An 11,756-nucleotide genomic window follows, 5' to 3' on the forward strand; every position below is an offset into this window, starting at 1 on the left:
TTAAATGCGATACATCATCTGCAAAAACATGATATATTCCCTCAAAATCTTCTAAAGTCTGGCTTCTATTCCTAAAAAACGGCTATATCCTGCTATATTTGCCACTGAAAAATAATTCTACAACTATCATCAATGAATTTATTATACGTTAACTGGGATGTAAGTCCCGAAATTTTCAATATTTCCGGTTTTCCTTTAAAATATTACGGTATGCTGTTTCTTGCCGGCCTTGTTTTATGCTATACCATCTTAAAGACCATCTATAAAAAAGAGAACCTGAGCAGTCAAGCTCATGAAGCCCTTTTTTCTTATGCATTCATCGGAATCCTGGTCGGTGCAAGATTAGGCCACTGCCTGTTTTACGATTTTGATTACTACGCCCAGCACCCGATAGAGATTTTTCTTCCTATTCAAAAAGGAGCTGACGGGGCTTATCATTTTTCAGGATATGCAGGACTGGCAAGCCATGGCGGCGGCATCGGGCTAATTATCATGCTTCTGATCTATGCAAGGAAATTCTCCATTAAATTTATGACTGTTCTGGACGTCATCGCAATCGCAACCCCTTTAGCAGGTGCTTTTATCAGACTTGGAAACCTGATGAATTCTGAAATCATAGGAACTCCTTCCAATGCTCCGTGGGCTTTTATTTTCAGACAGGTTGACAATATTCCAAGACATCCTGCACAGCTGTATGAAGCCATCTGCTATCTGATCATTTTCTTACTGGTATATTCTGTTTACAAGAAAGATATCTTTAAGGTAGGAAAAGGATTTTATTTTGGAATCACTACCCTGCTGATCTTTATTGTACGTTTTTTTGTTGAATTTATAAAAGTGGACCAGGTTGATTTTGAAAAAGGAATGAGCCTGAATATGGGACAAATTTTAAGTATTCCTTTTCTGTTCTTGGGACTGTTTTTTATCATTAAAAGTATCCGGGACAGCAGACCTATAAAAGCTTCATAATTATAAAAAGTATTTTAAGACCTCTGAGATGAATCATTTCGGAGGTTTTTTTATGAAAATCTTCTTTTTTTTCATCCTGCATAAAGAATATATCCCATTACATACCAGACTTATACACTCTTCAAACGCCCTGAAATTCAGCTTTCACACAAAAAAAATCCAAAATTTGTGAGTTTTAGGCATAGCATTTGCTACCTTACGAAACATATTATACACCACTTCATTTTTATAATATATTATTTTCCACAATCCTCAGGTCACTGAGGATTTTTTATTAGGCTTTATATGTTGAAATACATACACAGCTTTGGACAGCAAAATATATTTTTGATAATCAATGATTTAAAATAGGTTTATTCGGTTAATTATCGTATATTTGTATATTAATTAATAGGCCGCTGCCTTTGCCCTCTGTAATAGTATAGAAATTCTTTCTTTCAGTTCCCGCTTTTTCAGACGCCTCATTTTTTAAAAATCACTTCTTTTACTGATGAACGGCCAAAAACAAAACTGCTTTCGACGTTTCGTTTCATAAGGAAGATCAGACGGATGACTGCAACTTACAAGTATTTGGCAGATCAGTAACCAATAACTACAATATAAAATTTAATACTAAAATAATTTATGGCAGACTCTTTTTCTAAAAAAGAAAATTTCAAGAAAAAAATTCAAAAACAAAAAGAAAAAGCGCTGAGACGCGAAGATCGTAAGACGAACAACAACAAAGGGGCAGAAGATGTTTTCATGTATGTAGATGAATTCGGAAGGCTTACCTCTACACCTCCTGAAAACAGAGAAAGACAGGAAATAAACATTGATGATATCCAGCTTGGTGCCGCTCCGATTGTGGAGGAAGACATCAGAAAGACAGGAATCATTACTTTCCACAGTGAGAAAGGCTACGGCTTTATTACTGAGGACAGCAGCAAAGAAAATGTTTTCTTTCACAACAACAGCTGTGCACACCCTGTAAAAAAAGGTAATAAAGTATCTTTTGAGAAAGAAAAATCTCCAAAAGGCTTCTCCGCTGTTAATATCCAGTTAATCAAATAATTAACAGATCTGCTGAAAAACTGCAGGTTTGTAAGACAATAAAAAGCCACCCGAAAAGGTGGCTTTTATCGTAAGAGTTAATTATAATTGGTACTCCTTATTTTTTGTTAAACATCTTCTCCAGCACGGCATACCGGTAGTCGAAAATATATTCCAATTTCTTTTTAACGAAAACCGCATGGGCTATTTCACCCAAGAATCCCAAGGGAAGCTCATAATCTACAGTGTCTTTCATTAATACTCCTTTTTCATTCGGAATAAATTCATGATGATGATGCCAGAGTTTGTACGGTCCTTTTTTCTGAAAGTCTATAAAACTCCTTTGAAAATCTACCTTGATAATTTCTGTCTGCCATTTCATTTTTATCCCAAATAGCGGTGAAACGTAATAATCGATCAACATTCCTTCATAAATTTCGTCATTCTCCATTGCAGTCAGTACAACAAAGTTCATATCTTTTGGGGTAATTTCCGAAAGGTTATTGGCAGAAGAAAAGAACTTCCAGGCCGTTGCCCTGTCACAATTCAGCTGCTGTTCCCGGATAAGTCTGTGCTTCATAATTTCTCTGTATATTATAAATAGATCCACATGAGTACAGGTCTCTCAGAGCCTTTTAGCATGGGATCAATCTCTCTCATAGCGTTATTGGAAACAGTGGGACAACCCCATCCTTCAGGAGAACCTTTTGGAAAAACTTCATCATCATTCATCCTATCCCAGGAATGAAAAACAATGAATCTCTTCAAGGCATTGCTGTTGGTTTCTTCCAGACCATGCATCAGGTATTTTATGTTGATTCCCCATTCGCTGTATCCTCTTTCCTGCAGTTTGTATTTTCCTAATGATGACAGATGGCTTCCGTCTTCATTACTGAACTTCGGATGGTCTTTTGAACCGTCCAAACTCCATGGATTTGTACCACAGCCGTGACCCACAAGGTATTTTTCTATCACCGATTTCTTTTTAAAATCCCAGATAAACATTCTCTTTACCCCGGAATGAAGACTCATATCGATCAGAATACAGAAATCCGTATTGAGCTTTTTTGAAGTACAGAATCTGAGAGCTTCTTCTGCTTTTACTGCCATTTTAGAAAGATCTGCCTCTGGTCTTTTCTCTACCTGAATATCAGGGCTTACTGAAGTCTGATGATTTCTTTTACCGGGTTCATTACTACATGAAAGGAGGCTGTAAAGTGCAAGAATTACTGCAAAAAACTTCATTGAAATTATTTATAATGTCTGAAGATACCAAAATCCGAAGCTGTCCAGAGAGCAGCTTTCTGTCCTGCAGCTTTCAGTGCATTGTTGGTCCAGGTATTGCAGGTATTCAGGAAGCTGTATTTTCCCTTGGCATCATAAAATGCGTCATTTACATCATACACCGCATCGGTAGGAATCAGGATAAAATTTCCGTTCTGATCTCTGTCAAAATTATCCTCTACAAATTTCACCAGTCTCTTGTACTGATCCCTGCTAATCATCATCTTCTTACAGTCGTCCCCTTCTTTCATGGCTGTATAATAAGTGCAGTGCATCGCTGAATCGCTTAGCCAGAACGCTGCTTTAAAAGCTGTGGAGAACTTCAGATCAGCCCAGGTTGGAGTATCCAGGTAAAATCCTTTATCGCCCCAGCCTATTCCTATATAATTGTAATCTGTTCTTTTTGATTTTGTATTGGAAAACGGAACTTTTGCGCTCCAATCCTGAAGATCATTTTTTACAGGCATTACAACATCTGTATGTACTCCGTTGGTGTAAATATAGATGGGAATATCTTTCGGCTGCCCGTCGTTTTCTGCAGAAACTTCTATAAGCGGCAGCAGAAGCGCCATAACGACATACAGGGCAACAATTCCCAGAATAATTCCAAGGGTTTTCAGAATGTATATAATTACAATTTTCAAAGTCATGTTTAATAAAATTTAATCTTCAATTTTCCGTAAAAGTATTTGTTTTAATCGAAAAAATGATTAAATTTAGTTACGAAATATTCACAAATATGCGTAAAAATACAAAATCACAAAAAAGATTTAAAATAAGAGTAAAAACAGCTCCGAAAAGAGTACAAAAAAAACGTTGATTTTCTGTGGGACATTTGTCTCCTGAAAGTCAATTTTTCTTTTTAGGAAAAGTTTTCCGAAGATTCTTAATGAATTAAATCTTATCCTCCTTAAGATGCACAGCTTAGGGATGGCCGGTTACCCTCCTGAGTTTTGGAACCTTACCATTCCAGATAAGGATTCGTTACCAAAAATTTATCCTAATCTTTTTCTGCAGAACGTTCCAAAAACTCGATATTCCGCTTCAGGCCGGCAAATTTGGTTCTTTTTACGGGAGACTTTCTGAAGATTTCGGAAAATATTTCCTGGGTAATCTCTTTCCACTCTCCTTTTTTGAAGTTTTTTAGTGCATGATTCGGAGTAAATCTGCTCTGGAGATTCGGGGAAGAAAACCGGTTCCAGGGACATACATCCTGGCAGATATCGCAACCGAACATCCAGTCTTCCATTTTATTTTTAAAATGATCAGGAATTTCGTTTTTAAGTTCTATGGTTGCATAGGAAATACACCGGCTTCCGTCTATGATCTTTTCCGAAACAATAGCATCTGTAGGACAGGCATCGATGCACTTCCTGCACGTACCGCAATGGTCCGTGGTCGCATGGTCGGGGATCAGTTCAAGATCGCAGATAATTTCAGCCAGAAAATAGAAAGAGCCATTTTGTTTGGTGATCAGGTTGGCATTTTTTCCTACCCATCCTATTCCTGACTTTCTGGCCCAGCTTCTTTCCAAAACAGGTGCAGAATCTACAAAAACCCTGAAGCCGAACTCGCCTATCTCCTGCTGAAGTTCCGAAACCATTTCCCGGAGAATTTCTTTTACTACTTCATGGTAATCTTCTGCGTAGGCATATTTTGAAATTTTATAATTTTCCAGTTCAGAGATCTTTTCTTTCGGGAAGTAATTGTAAGATAGTGAAATAACCGATTTTGAACCTTCTACGAGCAGCCTTGGATCAAGTCTTTTATCGAAATGGTTTTCCATATATTTCATTTCACCATGGAAATTGTTCTTAAGCCATTTTTCGAGATTAGGAGCATCCTCTTCTAGAAATTCCGCTTTTGAGATACCGCAGCTCTGAAACCCAAACTTTTCTGCTTTGGACTTGATGAGTAGTGAATATTTTTCGGCACCGGCATTGAGGATTTCCATTCTGCAAAATTAAGATTAATTTACCAATCTGAAGCTTTCAGGTGAAAGGTGTACCAGGCTTACCTTTTAAGGTTTTTTTGTGAAAATTTAAGTTTCTATAAAGAGTTTTTTAAGCAAAAAATTACGTATTTTCGTTATTATTTTTAATCTAAATTAAATATTATGTCTTTAATAGAAGTTATACAATCAGGAAACTATAAATTAATTGATGTTCGTGAGCCTATGGAGCTTGAAATGGACGGAAATATAGACGGGGCTCAAAATATTCCTTTAGGGGAGGTAGAAGACAGAAAAGAAGAGATTTTATCTGTTGACAAACCTGTGATCTTATTCTGCAGAAGCGGAAACAGAAGCGGAAAAGCATTGGAATATCTTAACGGCCAGGGCTTGAAGGACGGTTACAACGGCGGAGGCTGGGCCGAACTGAAAGCTGTATTGGAAGCAAATCAAGGAACTTTTTAAGTTCCTTTTTTTATACACGGTTCTATTATGAATCTGCAGGAAAAATTTATGGAGCTTTGTCTTCATTACACAAAAGACCGGGATCTTGTTCAAGCGATGTGGCTGGAAATTGAAAAGAAATATTCCGGAAAAGGCCGGCATTACCATAATCTTTTCCATCTGGAAAATATGTTTCTGGAGCTGGAAAATGTAAAAAGCCATATTAAGGATGATCATGCTGTTTCATTTTCTGTATTTTACCACGATGTCATTTATGATGCTTCTTCAAAGTCCAATGAAGAGAAAAGTGCCTCCTGTGCTGTGGAAAGGCTTCAGAAAATAGGGTTGAATCCGGATATGGTTTCAAGGGTTGAGGCTCAGATACTGGCAACAAAATCGCACCACAAGTCTGATGATACGGATACGAATTATCTTCTGGATGCAGATCTTTCCATCCTTGGAAAAGATTCTGCCGACTATTTCGATTACACCCGGAAGATCAGAAAGGAATATGCCTTATACCCCGATATTCTTTACAAGCCGGGAAGGAAAAAGGTGCTGAAACATTTTCTGGAACTGGAAAGTATTTTTAAAACAGAGGACTTCAGGGATAAATATGAACAGCAGGCAAGAGAAAATTTAGCTGCGGAACTTAATCTTTTATAAATGACAAAAGGAGATGCAGCAAAGCCACACCTCCAGAATGGAACCATTCATTCAAACACAACTTATCCATCAACTAAACCAAAGGGGGAAATATTGGAAATTTCCTTATAGGGGATTTTTTTCATCAAATTTGTTTTTAGAATCTCCTGCATCGCTGTTTTGATATTCCAAAAATAGAAAATAAAATATCACACAATAGTGATTTTATTTGTATATTATATGTAAATTTTCAGGAAATTGATACGGCTTTGGAAAGAGAATTTTAAAATCTAAAAAGGTTAATCTTTTTGAAAAAATAGATTTAAAATTTTATCAGAAAAGTAAATTTTCTATTTTCATATTTTTGTCAAAACTTGTACATGGTTAAATAGGCAAACAGCTTAAAAATGAAGTCACAGAGCTGATCATGTGTATTTCCCGTTCTAATTAATGAATTATTTGTACAAGTTGTATTAGCAGATCTTTTCAGATTGATTATAAAGCATAAAAAAGCACCTTGCTGAAAGTCAAGATGCTTCTGTTACAGCTGATTTTGTTTGTAAACAGCTATATTTTTTCTATAAACTCTGATACTTTAGCGAGAACCAGCTCAGGAATTTCTTTATGCGGTGTATGTCCTATTCCGGGAATGATATATTTCTCTGCCATACCACTCACCTGGGACACTGTTTTCTCAACCTGATCCAATGTGCCGTACTCATCAGCTTCTCCCTGAATAAATAATAACGGGCAGTGAATATCTTTTAACAGGTATTCAATATTCCAGCTTCTGTAGTCTTTACGGGTCCAGGTTTCCGTCCAGGCTCTGAAAAGTGCTTCCACCTTATTACCATGGTATTTGGCAAGACGTTCTGCAAGATTGGTTGTTTTGTAAGCATCAACGGCATCATTAATTCCTTTCAAGGTAACGTCTTCCACAAAAATATGTCCTGCCTCACAGATGACGGCCTTTACCTTTTCCGGATATTTTGCCGCTGTGATGAGGGAAATAGTCCCTCCGTCGCTGTGCCCGAATAGGATAGCATTATCAATATTTAGTTTGTTTAACAAATCATTCAGCAAACCGGCTTCAAGTTCCATGTAATTGACCGGCCTTTCGTGAGTAGCCATAAGTCCGGATTTTCCATAGCCTGATCTGTCATACATCAAAACGTTACAGTTTGTCATTTCGGACAGTTTTAAAGGCAGATCCCTCCAAAGCTGCGTACAGCCTAAGGAATCGTGAAGAAAAATAATAACCGGTCTACCTTTGAATTTGTTACTGAAAGCTGTATAAATTTTCTGATCCCTTACTTCAATGATTCTCTCTTCCATCTGTTTAAATTCTATAAAGCCGGTGCCTTGGCTTCTTCAAATTCTTTCAGCAGATTCCTGAACACAGTTTCTACAGGCAATATGTCATTGATCAAAGCAGAAACCTGTCCTATTTCCAGCTCGCCATCTTCCATATCACCTTCAAACATTCCACGCTTGGCCCTTGCTCTTCCCAGTGAGGCTATCAGAGCTTCTTTGTTTCTTCCTGACTGATAAATGTCTTCCAGCTCATTGAAGAACTTGTTTTTCACCATTCTTACGGGTGCCAGCTCTTTCAAAGTAAGATGGGTATCTCCTTCGTTCAGTTCTGTAATTTTCTTTTTCCAGTTTTCGTGGGCGCTTGCTTCAACGGTAGCCGCAAAACGGGAACCGATCTGTACGCCATCTGCCCCCAGAATCATGGCAGCTTTGATTTGTGAACCCAGTGCTATTCCACCGGCGGCGATCAATGGTTTGGAAATGTGTTTTTTCACATTCGGGATCAGACAGAAGGTAGTAGTCTCGTCTCTTCCGTTGTGTCCTCCGGCTTCAAAGCCTTCAGCAACAACAGCATCTACCCCCGCCTCTTCACATTTTACCGCAAATTTGGTAGACGAAACTACGTGAGCGACTTTTATTCCTTCTTTTTGAAGGGTTTCTGTATAAGTTTTGGGATTTCCGGCAGAAGTAAAAACGATCTTTACGCCTTCTTCCAGTATAATCTGAATAATTTCTTCAAGGTTAGGGTATAACATGGGTACATTAACGCCAAAAGGCTTATCTGTTGCCTGCTTGCATTTCTGAATATTTTCTCTTAAAATATCGGGATACATACTTCCTGCACCGATCAGTCCCAGGCCTCCACAATTAGAAACCGCTGAAGCCAGCCTCCATCCTGAATGCCAGATCATTCCGGCCTGGATAATGGGATACTGTATGTTGAAAAGCTCTGTAATTCTATTTTGCTCTGTCCTCATTTCATGAAGTTTTTTTGCTGAGTTGAAATCTATAAAATTGCTCATGCGTAAAAATAATAAAAACCCCGGATTCCAGAGGAAGTATCTTGATTTTTTAATATAAAAAAACCTTCAGAAATTCTGAAGGTTTTGTATTTATTTTTTGATTGATTCTTTTTTCCAGTTGGCTTTGAACTTACAGTCATCGTAACGTCCGTCAATGGATATAAAGGTGGTCGGGAGTTTGGAGTTAACAAACTTCTCAATCATTTCATTTCGTTTTTTATTGAGCGCCATCTGCTTGATCCTGTTATAATCGGTCTCCAGGGTAATCTGGTGGGCAGGAATAACATCTTCTACCTTAATCATCTTAATGACTTTTCTCTTATTATCCTCATCTTCGAACGGGGCAGTGATATCTCCTTTGTTCAATCCGGCTAATTCATAAGTAATTGTTCCTGGAATACTTTCTCTTTCAATTTTGTCCGAACCATCCGCACCGGAAATAATTCCTGCATTGAATTTCGTTTTCTTGTCATCAGAGAATTTATAAGCCGCATCCTTAAATGTTATTTTCCCGGCAATAATAAGACCTTTGATACTGTCTAATTTTGCTTTTGCCGTTTTTATTTCATCATCTGTAGGAGTAGCTTTCAATAAAATATGTCTGGCATCATACACCTTTCCTGATTTTTTGATCAGCTGGATAATATGATATCCGAATTCTGATTCAACAGGATCTGAAATTTCATTTTCCTGAAGGTTCAGGGCAGCCGCTTCAAACGGTTTTACCATCTGTCCTTTGAAAATATTTTTATAAAGTCCTCCATTCGCAGCAGATCCTTCATCTTCGGAATAGATTCTTGCCTGGCTTTCGAAGGTTTCACCAGCTGCAATATCTGCCTTGATTTTCTTTAATCTGTTGATAAGATCTTGTTTGTGGGCTTCAGTCAGCTTAGGATACACCATGATCTGTGCTAAAGAAATCTCATCCTTTACCTCAGGAAGCTGCATTTTATAAAGGTTGTAGAAGTCTGTAACCTCATTCGGTGTTACATCTGCCTTTTCAGTGATACGCTGATATTTTGCCTGCCCGTAATACTGGTCTGTGTCTATCTTTTCGATAGCGTTTTTCATTTCGTATCCGTTTCTGAATTTATATGCTGCAAGCATCGTTTTTTCATCCGGAAACTGGGAAAGCAACTGACGGTATTTTGCATTGGCCTGCTCTTTAATGGCAGCCGAGCGGTTTTCAATTAATGTATCTTTTTTGGCTTCATATACAAGAAGCTTATTGCTGATCAGGTTTTCAAGGAAGTCGCATTTATCTGTTTCGGAGGCTCCCTGTTGTTTGGCATAGTTCATCTGCTCATTCACATCCGATTCCAAAACAATTTCATCCCCGATAACAGCAGCAATACCATCCACTAATTCTCCCGGTTTTAGCTGAGCATTCATGTTTGAAGAGAATATCATCATGAAAATCCCAAGAAGAAAAGTGATTTTTAGTTTATTTGTCATTTTACTATTTTAAACAAGTTGCAAATTTAGAATTCTTAACGAATTTGTCTAAATTTTTTATTATAAATATTTCTTAAAAAGACTTATTTATTGCAGTTCAACATCGAATGTTGTTAATTCTTTGAATTGTCTCAATCTGCTGAATACATCAGATTCGTTTACTTCTTCAATTCTTTCTGTTCCGAATTTCTCCACAGTGAACGAAGCCATAGCAGAACCTACGATCAGGGCAGACTTCATGGTTTCGAAATCAAACCTGCCTTTTTTGGCAAGATAAGCTGCAAAACCTCCTGCGAAAGTATCCCCTGCTCCGGTTGGATCGAAAACTTCTTCCAAAGGAAGTGCCGGAATTGCAAATACTTTATTGTCATGGAAAAGTAAAGCCCCATGCTCTCCTTTTTTAATGATTACATACTCAGGACCCATTGTATGGATCTTTTTAGCTGCTTTTACCAAAGAATATTCTCCGGAAAGCTGTCTTGCCTCTTCATCATTAATGGTAATAACGTCTGTTTTGGCAATCATATCCATCAGGATATCCCAGGCTGAATCCATCCAGAAGTTCATGGTATCAAGGATAACCAGCTTAGGACGGCTGTTCATTTTTTCCAATACGGATAACTGAACACCCGGGTGCAGGTTTCCAAGAAGAAGGATCTCTGCATCCTGCATTGAATCAGGAATTTTAGGATCGAAGTTCTCTAAAACATTCACTTCTGTAGCCAAAGTATCTCTGGTATTCAGATCATTATGATATTTCCCTGACCAGAAGAATGTTTTTCCTTCTTTTACAATCTCAATTCCTTCAATATTTACATCTCTTTGTGTGAACATATCAAGGTGCTCCTGTGGGAAATCTCCTCCAACAACGGAAACAATACCGGATTTAACGCCTAAAATAGAAGAAGTAATGCCAATATAGGTGGCTGCACCTCCTAAAATTTTATCAGTTTTACCAAATGGCGTTTCGATTGCATCAAATGCAACACTTCCTACAACTAAAAGTTTCATATATTTTTCAATGTATTTTAAAAGTCAATTATTTTTTCCATTCAAAAGTGTCCAGCAGGTGTTTCATATCGTTTTTGATATAGTTCACTGCCGGGGCCAGAGAGTCGGGTTTCGGCCTTGTATTAAAGTATAGATAAGCAGTCACAAAGTGTTTTGTGCTGTCTGTAATGTAAAATTGAAGATTGGAAGCGCTCTGCCCTTTCAGTTCATAGAAGTTTCCGTACACTTTTTTGTCCGGATATTCGAATGATTTGGTATCGATGGAACTCGCTTTAATAGTATGCTCATACACCATTTTCTCTGCTTCTTTGATATGGTCTGCAAAATCATTCTGTATCGGATAATAGGTTACAAAAATCTTTGCTTTCATTTTTGGGTAATTGATGTAGTACCAGCACGGCTTTTTAGCATCGGAAATGGATGCAAAATCGGAATATTCAAAAGTATAGGCACAGTTATTCTCAAACTTCTGATAGGTTGGTGCAGGATACTCGAGACGGAGTTCTCCATAAGGTTTCGGAACATGGTCTTTTCCGCACGAAATTAAAAGCAGTGATACAAAAATAAAAATGACGTTTTTTATCATTTTGCAAAAGTACAAATTAGATTTCAGATTTTGGGAGACAAAT

The 11,756-nt window shown here is 37.6% G+C and carries 13 protein-coding genes; 4 read left to right on the plus strand and 9 right to left on the minus strand.

Annotation, left to right across the window (positions count from 1 at the left end; all coding sequences use genetic code 11):
* Nucleotides 1–132 precede the first annotated feature (132 nt).
* Together lgt and BUB03_RS15280 are read left to right on the plus strand one after the other, a co-directional pair.
* Nucleotides 133–969, plus strand: coding sequence for a prolipoprotein diacylglyceryl transferase (gene lgt / locus BUB03_RS15275; protein ID WP_073064735.1), 837 nt, complete (start codon nt 133–135; stop codon nt 967–969).
* 624 nt (nt 970–1,593) lie between these two features.
* Nucleotides 1,594–2,022 (plus strand): cold-shock protein, encoded by a 429-nt coding sequence (locus tag BUB03_RS15280; protein WP_040995678.1) that lies wholly within the window; start codon nt 1,594–1,596, stop codon nt 2,020–2,022.
* A 97-nt stretch (nt 2,023–2,119) separates the two neighbouring features.
* Here the strand turns inward: BUB03_RS15280 and BUB03_RS15285 are convergent, their stop codons facing one another.
* From BUB03_RS15285 to queG, 4 genes are all read right to left on the minus strand, one after another.
* Nucleotides 2,120–2,581 carry an SRPBCC family protein gene (locus tag BUB03_RS15285; RefSeq protein WP_073064738.1) on the minus strand — a complete coding sequence of 154 codons (462 nt, stop codon included), beginning with the start codon at nt 2,579–2,581 and terminating at the stop codon, nt 2,120–2,122.
* A 14-nt stretch (nt 2,582–2,595) separates the two neighbouring features.
* Nucleotides 2,596–3,246 (minus strand): murein L,D-transpeptidase catalytic domain-containing protein, encoded by a 651-nt coding sequence (locus tag BUB03_RS15290; protein ID WP_073064741.1) that lies wholly within the window; start codon nt 3,244–3,246, stop codon nt 2,596–2,598.
* Nucleotides 3,247–3,251: 5 nt separating this feature from the next.
* Nucleotides 3,252–3,929 (minus strand): TIGR02117 family protein, encoded by a 678-nt coding sequence (locus BUB03_RS15295; protein WP_394363667.1) that lies wholly within the window; start codon nt 3,927–3,929, stop codon nt 3,252–3,254.
* 356 nt (nt 3,930–4,285) lie between these two features.
* Nucleotides 4,286–5,239: a tRNA epoxyqueuosine(34) reductase QueG gene (gene queG, locus BUB03_RS15300; protein ID WP_073064747.1), complete on the minus strand. Its 954-nt coding sequence runs from the start codon at nt 5,237–5,239 to the stop codon at nt 4,286–4,288.
* A 162-nt stretch (nt 5,240–5,401) separates the two neighbouring features.
* Between queG and BUB03_RS15305 the strand changes: the two genes are divergently transcribed.
* Both BUB03_RS15305 and BUB03_RS15310 read left to right on the plus strand, forming a co-directional pair.
* Complete coding sequence (locus BUB03_RS15305; RefSeq protein WP_040995675.1) at nt 5,402–5,701, plus strand: rhodanese-like domain-containing protein; 300 nt, start codon at nt 5,402–5,404, stop codon at nt 5,699–5,701.
* 27 nt (nt 5,702–5,728) lie between these two features.
* Nucleotides 5,729–6,346 (plus strand): HD domain-containing protein, encoded by a 618-nt coding sequence (locus BUB03_RS15310; RefSeq protein WP_073064749.1) that lies wholly within the window; start codon nt 5,729–5,731, stop codon nt 6,344–6,346.
* A 546-nt stretch (nt 6,347–6,892) separates the two neighbouring features.
* Here BUB03_RS15310 and BUB03_RS15315 read toward each other — a convergent pair.
* The 5 genes from BUB03_RS15315 to gldD form a co-directional block, all read right to left on the minus strand.
* On the minus strand, nt 6,893–7,660 hold the full coding sequence (locus BUB03_RS15315; protein WP_073064752.1) for an alpha/beta fold hydrolase: 768 nt from the start codon (nt 7,658–7,660) through the stop codon (nt 6,893–6,895).
* Between the two features lie 11 nt (nt 7,661–7,671).
* Nucleotides 7,672–8,616 carry an NAD(P)H-dependent flavin oxidoreductase gene (locus tag BUB03_RS15320; RefSeq protein ID WP_040996352.1) on the minus strand — a complete coding sequence of 315 codons (945 nt, stop codon included), beginning with the start codon at nt 8,614–8,616 and terminating at the stop codon, nt 7,672–7,674.
* A gap of 135 nt (nt 8,617–8,751) precedes the next feature.
* Nucleotides 8,752–10,116, minus strand: coding sequence for a peptidylprolyl isomerase (locus tag BUB03_RS15325; protein WP_040995672.1), 1,365 nt, complete (start codon nt 10,114–10,116; stop codon nt 8,752–8,754).
* Nucleotides 10,117–10,203: 87 nt separating this feature from the next.
* Nucleotides 10,204–11,127 (minus strand): PfkB family carbohydrate kinase, encoded by a 924-nt coding sequence (locus BUB03_RS15330; protein WP_040995671.1) that lies wholly within the window; start codon nt 11,125–11,127, stop codon nt 10,204–10,206.
* A 28-nt stretch (nt 11,128–11,155) separates the two neighbouring features.
* Entirely contained in the window at nt 11,156–11,713 is a 558-nt protein-coding gene (gldD, locus tag BUB03_RS15335) for a gliding motility lipoprotein GldD (protein ID WP_040995670.1), read from the minus strand.
* Nucleotides 11,714–11,756 lie beyond the last annotated feature (43 nt).

It is taken from the genome of Chryseobacterium oranimense (assembly GCF_900129755.1).
Lineage (GTDB): Bacteria > Bacteroidota > Bacteroidia > Flavobacteriales > Weeksellaceae > Chryseobacterium > Chryseobacterium oranimense.

Coding starts and splice junctions, on each gene's coding strand:
- lgt (WP_073064735.1), top strand. CDS start 133: ATGAATTTATTATACGTTAACTGGGATGTAAGTCCCGAAATTTTCAAT.
- BUB03_RS15280 (WP_040995678.1), top strand. CDS start 1,594: ATGGCAGACTCTTTTTCTAAAAAAGAAAATTTCAAGAAAAAAATTCAA.
- BUB03_RS15285 (WP_073064738.1), bottom strand. CDS start 2,581: ATGAAGCACAGACTTATCCGGGAACAGCAGCTGAATTGTGACAGGGCA.
- BUB03_RS15290 (WP_073064741.1), bottom strand. CDS start 3,246: ATGAAGTTTTTTGCAGTAATTCTTGCACTTTACAGCCTCCTTTCATGT.
- queG (WP_073064747.1), bottom strand. CDS start 5,239: ATGGAAATCCTCAATGCCGGTGCCGAAAAATATTCACTACTCATCAAG.
- BUB03_RS15305 (WP_040995675.1), top strand. CDS start 5,402: ATGTCTTTAATAGAAGTTATACAATCAGGAAACTATAAATTAATTGAT.
- BUB03_RS15310 (WP_073064749.1), top strand. CDS start 5,729: ATGAATCTGCAGGAAAAATTTATGGAGCTTTGTCTTCATTACACAAAA.
- BUB03_RS15315 (WP_073064752.1), bottom strand. CDS start 7,660: ATGGAAGAGAGAATCATTGAAGTAAGGGATCAGAAAATTTATACAGCT.
- BUB03_RS15320 (WP_040996352.1), bottom strand. CDS start 8,616: ATGAGGACAGAGCAAAATAGAATTACAGAGCTTTTCAACATACAGTAT.
- BUB03_RS15325 (WP_040995672.1), bottom strand. CDS start 10,116: ATGACAAATAAACTAAAAATCACTTTTCTTCTTGGGATTTTCATGATG.
- BUB03_RS15330 (WP_040995671.1), bottom strand. CDS start 11,127: ATGAAACTTTTAGTTGTAGGAAGTGTTGCATTTGATGCAATCGAAACG.
- gldD (WP_040995670.1), bottom strand. CDS start 11,713: ATGATAAAAAACGTCATTTTTATTTTTGTATCACTGCTTTTAATTTCG.